Source organism: Collinsella sp. i06-0019-1H4, assembly GCF_042849575.1.
Lineage (GTDB): Bacteria > Actinomycetota > Coriobacteriia > Coriobacteriales > Coriobacteriaceae > Collinsella.
In genome coordinates this window covers 569,588-585,886 of sequence record NZ_BAABYB010000001.1, presented here as the reverse complement: position 1 = coordinate 585,886, position 16,299 = coordinate 569,588, and the positions used below count along the sequence as shown (strand labels likewise).

The following is a 16,299-nucleotide window of genomic DNA, read 5'->3' as shown; positions in this document are numbered from 1 at the left end:
GAGGCATCTAGCACGGTAAAAGCTAAAGACCCGGGAGACCCCAAACTGTCAACCATCTTTACGGGTGCAAGGGAAACGGGCAAGACAGCCCCATCTCGCTCCTATCCGAAACGGCGCTTGAACACGGCTGGATTGCAGCGAATGTCTCCGCCATGCCCGGCATGCTCGAAGATATCATCGAGCACACAAAGGAGGCCGCAGGCCGTTACCTCTCGCAGCCCCATACACGCGTGAGCGGAGTTCAAGTTGGGCAGCGGGGCGGTTTAGCGCGCCAATATAATCAAATCGTGCACTTCCATAGCCTCTCGTCTACGTGGTGTACCGTCGTCTCCCCTTTTATCAGAGTTGGGCGATTTTCAGGCACCCGAGCTGAACTCAAATTGAACTCAACGATGCCTTATCGGTCGAGGGCGTCCTAGCGAGAATATACAGAGGCGCACATTTCGCAGGGAACCTCCCATTCGTTATCATATCGGGATGCTGTCAAGGCAGCGTCAATGCGTTCGACCTACACCTTCTCGCTTTTCGAGGCCTCGTCTGCAGGACCATCGGAATCGATACGGAATCGATCGGCATACCATTCATCCGAAGCAATCACCTTATGGAGCATCTGGAGATGCAGGTCGACATAGTGGCAGAACGCCTTGCCGCATTCCACGAGAGGCGCATTGTTTCTCTCGTTGGGCTCGGCTCCAAAATTAAACTCGACCTCATAGCCCTCCCCAGGCACACCCATGCTCGGCAGAATATCAATGGAGAAGTGGACGAATCCAGACGTCACCTTGTATACATCTTTTACCTTTGGATCGAACTTCTCGAGTAAGTCTTGAAGTCTTCCATCGGACATCTTCTCACCCGAGAAATCTTTCAGCTTGTTCACAGGCACACCTTGAAACACCTGCTTGAGAAAGTCATCCTGGTCTTCGGCGGCGAATAATGCGAATGTCCGCAGGCAGACTCCAACCTGTGCGCGGAGAAGCTGGGCGACGCAAACAAGATTCCTCGACTCGAGCATGGAGATGAATCCGTCTATCAGTCTCATCGCATACTCAGAGGAGGATGCCAGATATAGATCCCATTGGGTAAAGTCGCCGTTCATGAAGGGAATCACTGCATTGCGCTCGGCGACTCTCAAGGCACTCAGGCTTTGTTCTATTTTCTCAGCTTCTTGTTTGAACTGTTCGCTATCCAAAATGCCCCCAAATGCCGGCTTCTCAACAAATCAAAAAAGCAAGAGAGACAGAGATTAGGTTCCTGCTCCACTGAACCCACGCTTCCAGTCGAGACACTCCTCCTCGAAGATCTCCCCAGAGTCCCGCCTCTCGCACCCCTCACGGAACTGTCCATATCAGTGTAGCCAATCCAAGCACAGCCCCACCGCACGGCCCAGTCGCTTCCGGTCCTGCGTGGCCCCGTGAAGGCGGAAGGGCGTGGTTGTCGTCATCGCGTTCCTTTCTCCTCGTACCTTTTTGGGCATGCGTCACGGGCCCCCGCGCGGCGCTGAGAGCGAATCGGCGCAGGCTTGGGGCCAGTTGCGTAGAGGTTGAGGTTCGGGTTTCGCCGGCTTACGCAGCTTGGCGGGCAGAGCGCCCGGGCTCGCTGCGCCTAGGGCGCGGCGGGATCCGCGACGCCGGAGGTGTCGATCTCGCCCAGATTGGCGAGCTGCTCGATGAGGGGGAGGCCCATCGGGTCGTCCACCTCGACGCCGCCGAGCACGATGGTGCTGTCGCGTGTGTCTATATGGGTTGTGAACACGGCCGGGTCGAAACCCGAAGCGATAAAGCCAATGCCCGCGAGGACAACACCCGCGGCAACGAGCCCGCCCGCCACGGCGAGGTAGATCTTCTTCGCACTGGTCATGGTACTCACTCCTTTCTACGCCGCGAGATGCGCGGCAGCGCCGCCCTTCTCGCCCTTACCCTTCCAGAAGGGCGAGGCGGCCTTCCTCGCCCAGAGCGCCGAGAGGCGCGCAATTTGTTTTGAGGCTGCCCAAGCGCCAGCACCAACGAAGAGCGCCACGCCGACGAGGCCGAGCCCCACGCCCGCCGAGGCGAGGGCGTACGGGAAGTGGCCGATGATGACGCCGCTTACGGCAAGCAGGAGCTCAACTACGCCCACGCCCCCGAGTGCCGCCGCGACGATCCACACGCAGAGCGCCAGCACCCAGATGCAGATATAGACCGTGACGGCCACGGCGGCGAAGGCGGCGAGCAGCGGCACCCACACCGGGGAGCCCACGATGGTCAGCACCCACAGCAGCGCGGTGCTGCGCCGGCGCGTCCTCGCGATCGCGCGCGGCACGGCGGGCAGGTCGTCGAGCGTGGCCTCCGCCACCTCGCCGGGCGTGCCCATGGCGGCCACGGCTTCCTCCTCGCTCATGCCGTCCTCCATGCGGTCGGCGATGGCCTCCGCATAGAACGCCTTGGTCTCCTCCATCTGTTCGGTCGGCAGGCAGGCGAGCAGCTCGCCCAGCCGGTCCAGGAACTCATCGCGCGTCATGGTGCGCCCCCTCAACGTATGCGTAAATCTCCCGTACGGACGGCCACTCGGCCAGGAACTCCTCGATGCGCGCTCGCCCGTCGTCCGTGATGCGGTAGTACCGGCGCAGCCGCCCGTTGTGCTCGGCGGAGCGCGCCGTGATGCACCCGGCCTTCTCCAGGCGCTTGAGCAGCGGGTAGAGCGTCGACTCCGTGAGCCCCATGCTCGCCGGTACGTCCTTCACGATCTGGTAGCCGTAGGACTCCTCGCCGGAGACGGCCGCGAGCACGCAGGCCTCCAGGAAGCCGCGCTTCATCTGTGCCTCCATCCGCACACCTCCTCTCGTCATATACTATGCTATACACACTATACGATGCAAGGTATTAGACGTCAACTCTCATCGCGAAGATTCTCCGGCCCCTGCGCGCTGCGAACGTGATATCGCGGGGCGGTTGGCATTATGCATGAAACGTCAAGTAACGCTCTTTTGATCCACTTCCACTCGGCCCCATATGCCTTGTACAACACCCCCCTTCAACCTTGGGTTCAAGGGAGCCGCTAGGCTGGGCGTGCCGGACGGTAAGGTCCTGGACGCGATGGTGGACTTCTCCGATGCCATAGGGGTCATGGGTCTACGCCGATGGAGGCCCACGCACGCGGCAGGGCTCGCCCGTCACCGCTGGTCGCCGGACGGTCCCCACGCCCCGCTCGCCAACGCGCAGGCGACAGCAGCAGTCCAGCGCTAGCTGGAGACGCCGGAATGCCCAGAAGATGCGTTTCCCATCACTGCGACAGAGCTTTTTGCAGGGGTGGCAATTTTTCCTAATATCGAGGTCAGCTTGGCTTCGGTAGCCACCTTGAGAGCATCGCCAATAGACTCTTCCTTTATGCGTTCGGCATAATCGTAGGCAATACCCAACAATTCCAGTCCCGAGCAACAGGAGTACAATTGCTGCTATTGTTGCCAGCTGTTGGGAGATGGAAGATGGACTGCGATGGCTACCCATGCGTTCCCATGCCGTTGATGTGCACCGCCTTTGTGCCGGGGCAGATCGACGCTGCGGTTGCAGGCATTTCCGACCCCGATTCACGCACCATCGCCACGGCAGAAGCGCTGTACTTTCGCGGACAGGCCACGCTCGCCGCCGAGACAGCACGCCCCTATCTTGACGCCACCGACCCCGCACTGCGCTATTCCGCATGCTTTATCTGCGGATATGCCAGTCTGTCGCTCAACCGTATCGCCGACGCCCGCCGGTGCCTTGCTGGCATCCTCGATACGCCAGCCGACGAGGAATCGCCCGCCATCCACGCCACGCATATCCTGTTCGCCTCGGCCGCGAGCGTCCTGTTGCACTTGCCTTCCCCGTATTCTGCCGAAGAGTTTATCCACTTGCGGCGCATCTGCCCGAAGGCCTGCGCCTGTTCGCCAGCTACGTGATGGCGCATGCCCTGTACCTGCGCGGCGAATATGGCCGCAGTCTGGGCATGGCGGAAAACGCCCTGATCATGAAACAGGGAAGTTATCCGATCTCGGAACTGTTCCTGCACCTGGCAGCTTCCATGGCATGCATGAGCCTCAAGGACATCGACGCCGCAAAGGCACACTTCGGAGCCGCTTGGGGCATTGCGCGCCCCGACGGCCTTATCGAGCTCATTGGCGAGCACCACGGCCTTTTACAGGGGCTCATCGAGGCGTGCCTAAAAACGCAATACCCAGACGACTTCGCGCGCATCATCGAGATCACGTACCGCTTCAGCTACGGCTGGCGGCGCATCCACAACCCTGATTCGGGCGAGGACGTGGCCGACGATCTAACGACCACGGAATTCACCATGGCCATGCTCGCCTGCCGCGGATGGACCAACGCCGAAATCGCACGCCACATGGAAGTATCGCCGGGCACTGTTAAAAACCGCCTATCAGGAGTGTATGCCAAGCTTGGTATCGGAACTCGCGCCGAGCTGGTTGCCCACATGTTGCGCTAGCGGCCAGACTGCCCGGCGTATCGAAAGCGCTCCGGGGGGCCTGACGCTTTCGCGCGCTCAAATTGGACATTTTGGCCATCGAACGGCACTACCGTGACAGGATGCCTTCTCGCAAAATTGGATTATTTCCACCGATGCCTGCGGGATGGGAGCCAAAGATGCTTGATCGCCGTTCGTTACTTGTTGCCGGAGCGTCCTCGCTGGCGAGCATTATGTTGCCGCGCGTGCCAGGAAGCGCAAACGCCTTCATATTGCCGTTCGCGCCCACCGAAGCCTATGCCGACGAAAAAGACCCCTTCAGGGTGCTCGTTCTCTCGCGCACCATGTTTGGTGTGGTCGTGGTCGATGTCGCCAACAAGAATACGCCCATCGCGGGTGCCCAGGTCACGCTCACATCGCGCTATGCCGCAGGCAAGCAGCTCACCGCCACTACCGATGACGAAGGCACGGCCATTTTTGAGGTCGCGCCGCTTTCGGAAGGCTACGTGGACGAGGCAACACTCCTTGACGCGTACGACTTTAACGGCGGTATCTCCATCAGCATGAAAGGCTACCGCGATGTCGAGATTCCCCTCGCGCGTGTCCAAGGCGGCACCGCCATTACCGCACCCACACGTCCGCTCTCCGATGGCGAGCCGTACTTTCGCCAGCTCACATTCGACGAATGGGACATCCAGTACGCTGAAGCCACGTTCATGGCATTGCCGAAGGACGACACGGCAAACGAACAGCCCGATACGCACTCCTTTACCGTGCAGGCACATCTGCCACAGGGTGGACAGGCAACGCTGTGCATCAACAAGGTATTGCCCGCCACGGGCAGCTCGCCCGAAACCGTCACGCAAATTGGCCAAGTCAAGGCCGGTGCATCGGGTTCGGATAATCTGGCGACATTCACGCTCGAAGACAAGTTCCTCGATGCGGCATCGGGCCTTCTGGAGGAAGGATGCAAGCTGCGCTTTGTGCTCGACTATCAGGGCAAAACCTACACGCTCTCCTCTCCCATGGCCGTTGTCACCGCGCCGGCCGCAAAGGCAGAATCGGGCTCGACCACCATCATTCCTACTACCATGGACCAAGAGATCACTCCGTTTGATTTTCCGGCGGCGTTTCCCGGCATCGGCGGCAATAAGTTCACGTGCTGGATGCCCTCATTCCCCATTTTGTTCGATTTCTCTTTTGCCGGGTACGTGCTGTTTGGCGGAGGATACAAACCAGCCAGCTATATGAACGATTCGGGCAACCCTGATCTGGAATACTGGAAGAAATCGCCGCGCGAGTCGGGCGCCAAGCAGGCAAACCGCTACCTCGACGAGATGGAAGGGAAGTGGAATCAGTACAAGAGCATGAGTGCCGGTTCGGGCACTGATCCAAGAAACACCAAGCTCCTTCGCCACCATTGCACGCTGCTGTTCACGATGGATATCGCCACACAGGTGTACGGATCGCTCGCCTACGATTGGGTAGGCAAAACCTGGGGCAGCAACAACGACCCCGCATACGGCAATATTAAGGCCCTCTTCCAGGTAAGAACCGACCTCAATTGGACCGAGCAGTTTACCCTAGGACCGGTGCCCTTTTTCCTAAACGTCAACCCCTGGGTGCTGGCGAAGCTGGCGCTCGCCGTGGGTGCCCACACGCACGGCAGCGGCGCGGCGTTTTTCAAGAACATTTCGCTCGACTATTCCAACACGTCGGGCTCATTCACCATCCAGATCGGGCTTGCCGTTACCTTTGGCGCCGGCGTTGCAGGCGTCGCCTCGTCTGCCGTGCGTGGCGCCGCATCCCTCACCCTGTTCATTGGGTACGAGAAGGCGGACGGGCACCAGCTTCCGCGGCTGCGCGTGGGTGCAGACGTCGATGTCGATGTGATACTCCAGTTCGTAATGTTCAAGTGGACCACCAAGGCTTGGTCGGGATCGTGGCCCACACTCCTCGATTCGTGGAATATGTCGGTGAACAATAGCAACCAGTATGTGCTCCAGCGCTCTGAGCTCGCATTGGGTGGAGATACGCCTTACACGTTGGATGCCCGCTTCGGCATGCCCGGCAACATCGAGGCGGGCGGCGTGCCGCAATTTATCGCATCGGCCACCATCGTCACCAACGCCGAGCTGCTCGCACGCGCTGAGGTTAAGGCCACTGCCGTAAACGCCGCGCCTGTCGTGCGCGATTGGGATCGGGCGGTCACGCGCATTGAGCTCGAGGCGGATGCAGAAAGCGACGACACGGGACAGATCGAGCATTTCGTCCATGCACTGATAGAGAACGACGAAAACGCCGCGCCGATGTATGAGTACACCTACATCGGTCAGGCAACGAACACCGTTGCCGACCCGAACGCCGATTCTGCCGGCGTGTCGGAGGACGAGCGTGGCGGCATCAAGCCCTCGAGCGACAACGTGCTGTTTGCTGGCGTGCTCAGCGAAGCCCACATGAAGCTGGCAATGATTGCCGGCGTAGAATGCCTGTTCCGTATCGCCTCGGTGCGCTACGGCGACAATGGTCGCTCGCGCCTGGTGGTACACACAAAGGCAAACGGGACGTGGTCCGCTCCCACGCCTGTGGACTTTCCCCTTGGGTTTGGCGAGGGCGACGTGGAGCGCGACAGCATATACGATTACGACTTCGACGTAGTGGAATATACGGACGGAAGAGGAAACCAGGACGCCTACGTGCTGCTGGTCTCGGGCGAGCGCCCCGCCGGCGACAACACCCTTTTCGATACGGCGAGCACATCCGGCATACTGTCCGTTGTGCGCCTGCGCATAAGCAACGACGGAGTTCGCGTGATATCGCACACGTCGTGGCGCAGCATCTCGCGCGGCCGCCTTCAGGAGGATGGCTACCATTGCCTGCAGTGCCCACGCATCACGGTGGGCAAGACACTTGTCGACGGGCGCCTGTCGGGCGCCTACCTCCACCGCCGCGGAACCACCGCAGAAAAGACGCTCGGCAGCGAGGCCGAGGTTGCGCTGGAGTGCTTTACCCTGTGGTCGGACGTTTCGGGCGACAGTCTCACGTTCCGTCAGGTCCTCCGCTTTCCGCAGGCACCGTCGAGCATCGAGCTCGGCGCGCCCGAGAATATCAACGGCAAAATGGTGGTGCCCATTGCATACGAGACCGCAGGCGGTTGTGGCTGTGCATCGTACGCCGTGATCGGCCAGTCCATTGCGAGCTGGGGCGTTATGTCGCCAGATGCCACAGTACCCCACGCGGTGCCGTGGCCGCAGCACACGGGCTTTTTGGCTACCGTCAACGAGCAACTGCAGCATATTACTTGGACGCGAGGCGCATCGGCATTTGCAACGCAGCCCGTGGGTGCCGCAGGCTGTGGCCCGGCATCGTTTAGCGTAAGCAACAACGGCAGGTGCGCGCTCTATGTAGAGAACACCGATGGCAAGGTGGGGCAAACCTACGACGAAGAAGGCAACCCGGTAGCAGTGATGGGCAAGCACTTCCGCATCTTCGCCAGCACCTTGGCAGGCGATCTGTTCACGGAGCCGTTCGTGATGTGCGAGCTGGACCATCCCGTCGATCAGATAACGACATTTTTGACGTCGGGAGGCATGCTCTCCGCGCTCGCCACGCACATTGTGAGCGCGGGGCAGAGCGAGGCAGAGCTGCACGGCATCGAAGTACCCTTGGTGGCATGTGCCACTCCGACGGGCGCGGTTGCCACCTCGGGCGCAGTGGTGCCCGGAGCAGCAGGCGAATCCTTCATGGTCACGGTGCGAAACGACGGCAACACTTTGCTGACCGCCGGCACGATCGATCTGTACCGAGAGGGCTCCAGCCAGCCGTTCTCCAGCGCATCCATCGGATTCGGAGCGAACGCACGCATGGCTTCGATCTACGATCCAGAGCTTGCCGAAGACGCTTCGGCCAACGACATGGCACACGTGAAGTACGCGCTCGAGACGCTGGGCACACGTTTTGCAACACACCCACTGGTAGCCGACAACGGCAACGCCGTGCTGGCACCGGGTTGCACGGCACAGTTCCGCATGAGCTTCGCTATCCCCGAGAGTTGGAGCGACGAAGTGGGCAAACGCGTAACGCTGCATGCGAAGGCGCGTGACCTGGTGGCGCTCGATCCCGTAACGCTCAAGGAAATCCGACCGGGCGCAAACTCGGCGCTGGGTGCCGTATTGCACGAGCTTCATGTGCCCGACGCGGCATGCGAACGCTCAGAAATTCAGGTCGGCGTATGCGATAGCGCGGATACGACAGGACTTCACGACGCCCCGATGACGGCGGACGGCGATGGTGGCTCAAGTGGCGGCGGTACTGACGAGGGCGGCGGCTCCGGCGGAAGCAGCTCCGGCAGTGGCAAGGACCACGACAATAACAAGCGCTCCGGAAAAGCGGGCGCACTTGCGGGCACGGGCGATGTCAACGCTCCCCTTACGGCAGCCGCTGCAGCACTCGCCGTGGCAGGCGCCGGCCTCGTCGCCTACAGCGCCCGCCGCACGGTGCTCGAAAACGACACCGCCGATGAGGTCAATTCGGATACGCCTCGCTAGCTCCCAGTTACCTTTGCGAGAGACGCCGACTCGGCTCATCGAACACCAAAAGGGCTGGCCCTGATAACTCGGAGCCAGCCCTGAGTCGCCTGACGTGAGACTCGCGGCGTTACTTGAGCTTCAGCGCCTCCATCATGGGCACGGCAGCATCCCAGTCGATCTTCCAGCCGATCGACACGCGGACGGTTTCACCCGTTGCGGGAGCCGTCGCAAACAGTGTATGGCCGTTGTCGGGACCGGTAAAGCGCAGCCACGTTATGCCGTTGTACTCGACCTGGTCGGTTGTTGTCTCCTTACCTTCGTAGATCTGCTCTAGGCTTGCAACCTCTTCCTCCGGCGAGCGCGGGAAGATGCTGATGTTCAGGCGTCCTCCAGTCTCGTCGTGGAAGAAGTCTGCCTTTTCGTGCTCTTCGTTGGACGAATCCAGCGTGTACCCATCGGCGGCCTCAATACTGTACGATGCGCAATCGATGCCGGTCATATTGGCCGCGTCACCAGAATCGGCCACACCGCCGGCCGCCTTGAACTCCTTGGTCTCGCATCCCGTGGTGTCAAAGTGCATGGCCTCATGATTCTTGGCGGGGGCATAAGCGTCTACGAACTCGACAGTGATGGGCCCGTAGTACGCCGTCTTGGGCGCCCAGAAATACACGTACTCAACGGTCTCGCCCGGGCCGATATCTGGCCTCTCGGAAAGGTCGATGCCCTCGTGCAGCTCATCGGGAGCCTCGCTTGCAACGTAGTCGAGCACGGCCGCCTTGCCGGAAGTAAACAACGGGTCGCCTGCCTCAAGATCACCCTGGGCAGCATGCACGTTAAAGGAACTGAACGTCCTGTTCTTTGTGTTGTTGTTGGTGATCTTGATGTGCAGGTAAAAGCCGTCCTGCAGCTTGGCATCGCCGCGATAGAACGTACCGTGAGCCACAGACTCATAGGTAATGCCTGCTACCTCGACCGTCTGCGAATCATAGGCCTTGGCCTTCTTGGACTTCTCCTGCACAGGTGCGCTCCCGCCCGAGCCACTCGGCGCATTACCGCCGCAGCCAGCAAGCGTACACGCCAACACAGCCGAAAGCGCCACGGTGGGAATTCCTAACAGCAGCTTCTTCGTCATGGGCTTCATCATCCTCACCGCTCCTTTCGCTTGCAGCTCATCCGTTGCCCGAGGCCTTCGTCGCCCCGTGGCATCGGCTTCCACAATGAGCGTATGACGAAACACGGCGCCGGCGAAGTGACCCGTGGCCCAAATAACGCCCCGTTAGACCCCCTTTCAGACCAAAAGGGCCCCAGTTCGCATACCCTCGGCCCACAAAACGAGACGCATGTCCCAATGTTCGATTCAATCCAACAATCCGCATGGCGCGTTTTTGACAAACGCGTCCAACCGCAAACGCAGCAGGACGCATTCGACCGCTTTCAAACTTACTCGGACAGAACCGACTCGGATTTGTCCGAGTAAACGCTGTTCCACCAAATTCCGAACGATTGTTCGATGGATTTCGTGTTGGGTGGAATCGCCCAAGGGCTGGGCTATGCTACCTTGACTATCTATATGACTTAAACGCAGCAAAGGAGCACCGAGAGAGCGAGTATGGCAAAAAACACCGCAAACTATGGTAACGACAGTATCCGCCAGCTCAAGGACGAGGAGCGCGTACGCCTGCGCCCCGCCGTCATCTTTGGCTCGGACGGGCTCGACGGCTGCGCACATGCCGCCTTCGAGATCCTGTCCAACGCCGTTGACGAGGCGCGCCAGGGCTACGGCAAGCTCATCACCCTTACCGCCTTTCGCGATGGTTCCATTCAGGTAGAGGACAACGGCCGTGGCTGCCCGCTCGACTGGAACCCTTCCGAGAAGCGCTTTAACTGGGAGCTCGTCTTTTGCGAGCTCTACGCCGGCGGCAAGTATAACAACAACCAGGGCGGCGACTACGACTTCTCGCTCGGTACCAACGGCTTGGGCTCGTGCGCGACCCAGTACGCATCCGAGTACATGGACGTCACGGTTTGGCGCGACGGCAACAAGTACTCCCTGCACTTTAAGAAGGGCAAGGTCGTCGGTGCCAAAAAGAAGGCACTCGAGATTGAGCCCAGCGACGAGAACCGCACCGGCACCACCATCAAGTGGCGCCCCGATCTTGAGGTCTTTACTTCCATCAGCATTCCCCACGACTGGTATCGCGAGACCATGCGCCGCCAGGCCGTGGTCAACGCCAACGTGACCTTCCGCCTGCGCATCGAGGGCGACGATGGCGAGTTTTCCGAAGAGGACTTTTGCTACCCCAAGGGCATCGAGGACTATGTGCTCGAGAAGGTCGGTACCGACTACCTTACCGAGCCTTTCTTTATCGAGGCCGACCGTCGAGGTCGCGACCGCGAGGACCTGCCCGACTACAACGTGAAGATTACCGCGTGCATGTGCTTCTCGCGCACCTTCATGATGCAGGAGTACTACCACAACTCATCGTGGCTCGAGAATGGCGGCTCGCCCGAGAAGGCCGCCCGCAGCGCTCTGACCAGCGCCATCGATGCCTACATTAAGCAACAGGGCAAGTACAACAAAAACGAGAGCGGCATCAAATGGCAGGACGTCCAGGACTGCCTGGTTCTGGTGACTAACTGCTTCTCCACCCAGACGTCCTACGAAAACCAAACCAAGAAGGCTATTAATAACCGCTTTATCCAGCAGGCTATGACGGCCTTCTTTAAGGAGCGCCTCTCGACCTACTTGATCGAGAACAAGGACGCCGCCAATAAGATCATGGAGCAGGTGCTCATCAACAAGCGCTCGCGCGAGAACGCCGAAAAGACGCGCCAGAGCATCAAGACCAACCTGCAGCAAAAGACCGACATGGCCAACCGCGTGCAGAAGTTCATCGACTGCCGCTCCAAGGACAAGAGCCGCCGCGAGATCTACATCGTAGAGGGCGACTCGGCAGCGGGCGCCATTCGCACGTCGCGCGATGCCGAGTTCCAGGGCGTTATGCCCGTCCGCGGCAAGATCCTCAACTGCCTGAAGGAGGACTATCCGCGCATCTTTAAGTCCGACATCATCATGGACCTTATGCGTGTGCTGGGCTGCGGCGTGGAGATCAAAGACAAGCGCATCAAGAACCTCGGCGCCTTTGACCTGGACAGCCTCAACTGGAACAAGGTCATCATCTGTACGGACGCCGACGTCGACGGTTATCACATCCGCACGCTCGTGCTCACCATGCTCTATCGCCTGGTGCCCACGCTTATCGACGAGGGCTACGTGTATATCGCCGAATCGCCGCTCTACGAGATCAACTGCAAAGAGAAGACCTACTTTGCCTACACCGAGCTCGAGAAGAACGGCATCCTCAAGGAGATTGGCGACCAAAAGTGCTCCATCAACCGCTCCAAGGGTCTTGGCGAGAACGACCCGGACATGATGTGGCTCACCACCATGAACCCCGAGACGCGTCGCCTGATCAAGGTGGAGCCCGAGGACGTCACCAAGATGGAAACCATGTTCAACCTGTTGCTGGGCAACGACGAAGCGGGCCGCAAGCGCCATATCTCCGAGCACGGCAAGGAATACCTGGACCAGCTGGACCTGCAGTAGCAGCAAATCGATAACGACGGCCCATAAGAAGTTCAAGAGGATATCGTGGCAAAGAAGAAGACGAAGAACCAGCCAAAGAAAAAGCAGGTCAACGCCGAGAACGTCATCGGCCTGCACTCCGAGGTCACCGACCAGCCGATCACGCAGACGCTCGAGGTCAACTACATGCCCTACGCCATGAGCGTCAACGTCTCGCGTGCTTTCCCCGAAATTGACGGCTTTAAGCCCTCGCACCGCAAGCTGCTCTACACCATGTACAAGATGGGTCTGCTCAAGGGCGAGCGCCAGAAGAGCGCCAACATTGTGGGCCAGACCATGAAGCTCAACCCACACGGCGACGCCGCGATCTACGAGACGATGGTGCGCCTGGCAACCGGCAACGAGGCGTTGCTCGCACCGTTCGTTGAATCGAAGGGCAACTTTGGCAAGTACTATTCGGGCGACTTGAGCTACGCCGCTTCGCGTTACACCGAAGCCAAGCTCTCCCCCATCAGCGCCGAGATCTTCAAGGACATCGACAAGGACCCGGTCGACTTCGTTGACAGCTACGACGGCGCCATGAAGGAGCCGCGCCTGCTGCCCACCACGTTCCCCAATATCCTCGTCTCGGCCAACAAGGGCATCGGCGTCGCCATGGCGTCCGACATCTGCGGCTTCAACCTCAACGAGGTCTGCACTGCCACCATGCACTACTTGCAGGACCCCGACTGCGACCTGCTCGAGTACATGCCCATGCCCGACTTCTCGACCGGCGGCGAGATTATCTACCGCCGCGAGGAGATGGAAAAGATTGTCGAGACCGGCCTTGGCAGCTTCCAGATCCGCTCCCGCTGGCGCTGGATTCCCGAAGAACGCATCATCGAGGTCTACGAGATCCCCTACACCACCAAGACCGATGTCATCATCGAGCGCATCGTCAAGCTCTCCAAAGAGGGCAAAGTCAAAGAGATCGCCGACATCCGCGACGAGACCGACCTGTCGGGCCTGCGCATCGCCATCGACCTTAAGCGCGGTGTCGACCCCGACAAGCTCATGGCCAAGCTCTATCGCTCGACCACGCTGCAGGATTCGTTCTCGTGCAACTTTAACGTACTGGTCGACGGCTATCCCCGTGTTATGGGCGTGCGCCAGATTCTGCACGAGTGGGTCAAGTGGCGTATTGAGTCCACGCGTCGCCGCATTAACTTTGACCTGGGCAAAAAGTCCGAGCGTCTGCACTTGCTGCACGGCCTCGAGGCGATTTTGCTCGACATCGACAAGGCCATCGCCATCATCCGCGGCACCAAGCTCGAAGCCGAGGTCGTGCCCAACCTTATGAAGGGTTTCGACATCGACGAGACCCAGGCCGAGTTTGTTGCCGAGCTCAAGCTCCGCAACATCAACGAGGAGTACATCCTCAACCGCACCAAGGACATTGCTAAGCTTGAGGGCGAGATTGCCGAGCTTGAGGAGATCCTCTCCAGCGAGGAGAACATCAAGAAGGTCATCAGCGACGAGCTGGCCGCGGTCAACAAGAAGTACGTGATGCCGCGCCGCACGGGCAGGATTGAGCCCCATGAGGTCATCGAGGTAAGCCTGGAGCCCGAGGTCGAGGAATATCCGGTTACCATCATGCTTTCGCGCGATGGCTACCTTAAGAAGATGACGGACCGCGTACTCAAGAAGGCGACCACGCTCAAGTACAAGGACGGCGACAAACCCTTTATCGAGTTCCCGTCCTCCAATACGCACGAGCTGCTCGTGTTTACCAACAAGAGCCAGGTTTATAAGTGCAAAGTCGCGGCGTTTGAGGATACCAAGTCGGCACAGCTGGGCTCGTACCTGCCCACCGACCTCGAGATGGAACCCGACGAGAGTGTCATCTGGGTCATCGACCCCGAGGACTACAAAGCCGACGTGCTGTTCGTCTTTGAGAACGGCCGCGTAGTGCGCGTCGCGCTTTCTGGATACGTCACCAAGACCAACCGCAAGCGCCTCAAGAACGCCATCTACGGTGGCAGCAAGCTGCTGTATGCCCAGGTGCTCAAGGAAGATCGCGACATCGCGCTGGTCTCGAGCGACTATCGCCTGATGAACTTCAACACGTCGCTGCTCAAGACCAAGACGACCACCAACACGCAGGGCGTCCAGGCCTTTACGGCCAAGAAGGGCCGCTCGGTCACCACCGTCGGCACGACCGAGGAGATTCTTGGCGCCGGCGTCTCAGCCGAGAAGTTCACCGCGCAGAGCCTCCCCTCCGCCGGTGCCCTCATGAAAGAAAACGACATGCCGAGTCTGTTTGACTAGGTACCACGGCAACGAGATCGTTAGATACTTCGCAAAGCGACGAGGCCCGGAACGCAACGGCATTGCGCTCCGGGCCCTGCTCGCTGCAACGTAGTCGGAATAATAGGAATCCCCGTTTTTCACTCCTGCAACCCCACGGCACAAGGCATGTTAAGCCGTTAGCAAAACTTGCAAAAGTTAGCAAAAGTTGGCAAAAGTTGCAAAAATTAGCAAAACTTGCAAAGGAGCTACCATGGAGTACAGCAAGAACCCCTTTACCCCAACATTTGGAAGCGTCCCTCCCTTTCTAGCGGGTCGCGAGCATATCCTGCGTGACATCAACCGTGGCTTTATCAACGGCCCGGGAGATCCCAACCTGTCGACCATTTTTACTGGCGCAAGGGGAACGGGCAAGACGGCGCTTCTCTCGCTCCTTTCAGAAACGGCGCTTGAACACGACTGGATCGCAGCAAATGTCTCCGCCATGCCAGGCATGCTCGAAGATATTATCGAGCGAACCAAAGAAGCCGCAGATAGCTACCTCTCACAGCCTCACGCGCGCATAAACGGTGTTCAAATTGGCCCAGTAGGCATCGATTGGACATATGCTCAAGAGGCTCAGGGCAACTGGCGCACGCGCATGAATGGCGTCTTTAAGCAACTCGAAAAACATGACATCGGACTTCTCATCACCATCGATGAAGTCACCGTCGATCTCGAAGAAATGCTTCAATTTGCCTCTGTTTACCAGCACTTTGTACGCGAAGGTAAAAAAGTTGCCCTACTCATGGCAGGACTGCCCTACAAAGTATCGGCGTTGCTGCGTAACGATTCCGTCTCGTTTCTCAGGCGTTCCCAATATCATCAGTTGGGACGAATCACTGACGTTGAAATTGCAAACGCATTCCGCAAAACCGTTGAGGCCGGAGGCCGCTCAATCACGCCAGAAGCGCTCGAGGATGCCGTGAAGGCCGTCGACGGATTTCCCTATATGATGCAGCTCGTCGGATATCGCACATGGGATGTTTCGGAGAACTCGCCCAAAATCAGTGCACCTGATGTACAGCAGGGTTCTCTGCTTGCCCGCATGGAGCTGCGCGATCGAATTCTCGAAACAACCTATCGGAAGCTTTCCGATAAAGACATTGAGTTTTTGCTCGCGATGCTGCCCGATTCTGGCCCCAGCAGGGTCTCGGAGATAGCCAAACGCATGGGCGTCGCCAGCAACTACGCAAGCCAATACAAACGCCGCCTCCTGGAGGACGGCGTCATTGGAGAGCGCGGGCGTGGTCTCGTTGGCTTTGACATTCCCGCGTTCAGGGAATTCTTGAACGAGAAGGCGTTTTAGCACGCCGGAATTGTCCGCGGAAGCATCAACGCATGGCAATCAGCATTCCTCTTGGTAAGGATAGCAAGCATTTTCCACCAACGCTGATTGCCATGCGTTCTTCT

General features: G+C 59.2%; 12 protein-coding genes. 6 read left to right on the top strand and 6 right to left on the bottom strand.

Features of this window, described 5'->3' with window-relative positions; genetic code table 11:
* Positions 1–508: 508 nt before the first annotated feature.
* The 5 genes from ACGHEN_RS02425 to ACGHEN_RS02405 all read right to left on the bottom strand — a co-directional run bounded on the left by ACGHEN_RS02425 (position 509) and on the right by ACGHEN_RS02405 (position 3,397).
* A complete protein-coding gene (locus ACGHEN_RS02425; RefSeq protein WP_117848186.1) occupies positions 509–1,192 on the bottom strand; it encodes a hypothetical protein in 684 nt (227 codons plus the stop codon).
* A gap of 413 nt (positions 1,193–1,605) precedes the next feature.
* A complete protein-coding gene (locus ACGHEN_RS02420; protein ID WP_117848184.1) occupies positions 1,606–1,860 on the bottom strand; it encodes a hypothetical protein in 255 nt (84 codons plus the stop codon).
* A gap of 15 nt (positions 1,861–1,875) precedes the next feature.
* Entirely contained in the window at positions 1,876–2,499 is a 624-nt protein-coding gene (locus ACGHEN_RS02415; protein ID WP_390397116.1) for a DUF1700 domain-containing protein, read from the bottom strand.
* Positions 2,486–2,806, bottom strand: coding sequence for a PadR family transcriptional regulator (locus tag ACGHEN_RS02410; protein WP_006234594.1), 321 nt, complete (start codon positions 2,804–2,806; stop codon positions 2,486–2,488). Before ACGHEN_RS02410 ends, ACGHEN_RS02415 begins: the two co-directional genes overlap by 14 nt.
* A 414-nt stretch (positions 2,807–3,220) precedes the next feature.
* Positions 3,221–3,397: a hypothetical protein gene (locus ACGHEN_RS02405; RefSeq protein WP_195625189.1), complete on the bottom strand. Its 177-nt coding sequence runs from the start codon at positions 3,395–3,397 to the stop codon at positions 3,221–3,223.
* A 66-nt stretch (positions 3,398–3,463) separates the two neighbouring features.
* Between ACGHEN_RS02405 and ACGHEN_RS02400 the strand changes: the two genes are divergently transcribed.
* The 3 genes from ACGHEN_RS02400 to ACGHEN_RS02390 all read left to right on the top strand — a co-directional run bounded on the left by ACGHEN_RS02400 (position 3,464) and on the right by ACGHEN_RS02390 (position 8,993).
* Positions 3,464–3,919, top strand: a complete 456-nt coding sequence (locus tag ACGHEN_RS02400; RefSeq protein ID WP_390397115.1) for a hypothetical protein — start codon at positions 3,464–3,466, stop codon at positions 3,917–3,919.
* Positions 3,919–4,467: a helix-turn-helix transcriptional regulator gene (locus ACGHEN_RS02395; protein ID WP_390397113.1), complete on the top strand. Its 549-nt coding sequence runs from the start codon at positions 3,919–3,921 to the stop codon at positions 4,465–4,467. Before ACGHEN_RS02400 ends, ACGHEN_RS02395 begins: the two co-directional genes overlap by 1 nt.
* Before the next feature lie 158 nt (positions 4,468–4,625).
* Positions 4,626–8,993 (top strand): hypothetical protein, encoded by a 4,368-nt coding sequence (locus ACGHEN_RS02390; RefSeq protein ID WP_390397111.1) that lies wholly within the window; start codon positions 4,626–4,628, stop codon positions 8,991–8,993.
* Positions 8,994–9,102: 109 nt separating this feature from the next.
* Here the strand turns inward: ACGHEN_RS02390 and ACGHEN_RS02385 are convergent, their stop codons facing one another.
* Positions 9,103–10,119: a hypothetical protein gene (locus tag ACGHEN_RS02385; RefSeq protein ID WP_390397110.1), complete on the bottom strand. Its 1,017-nt coding sequence runs from the start codon at positions 10,117–10,119 to the stop codon at positions 9,103–9,105.
* 465 nt (positions 10,120–10,584) lie between these two features.
* On the opposite strand from ACGHEN_RS02385, the gene ACGHEN_RS02380 reads away from it, so the two are divergent.
* From ACGHEN_RS02380 to ACGHEN_RS02370, 3 genes are all read left to right on the top strand, one after another.
* Entirely contained in the window at positions 10,585–12,582 is a 1,998-nt protein-coding gene (locus tag ACGHEN_RS02380) for a type IIA DNA topoisomerase subunit B (RefSeq protein ID WP_390397109.1), read from the top strand.
* 45 nt (positions 12,583–12,627) lie between these two features.
* On the top strand, positions 12,628–14,868 hold the full coding sequence (locus tag ACGHEN_RS02375; protein ID WP_117635855.1) for a DNA gyrase subunit A: 2,241 nt from the start codon (positions 12,628–12,630) through the stop codon (positions 14,866–14,868).
* Between the two features lie 232 nt (positions 14,869–15,100).
* Positions 15,101–16,195 (top strand): ATP-binding protein, encoded by a 1,095-nt coding sequence (locus tag ACGHEN_RS02370; RefSeq protein WP_390397107.1) that lies wholly within the window; start codon positions 15,101–15,103, stop codon positions 16,193–16,195.
* Positions 16,196–16,299: the final 104 nt, after the last annotated feature.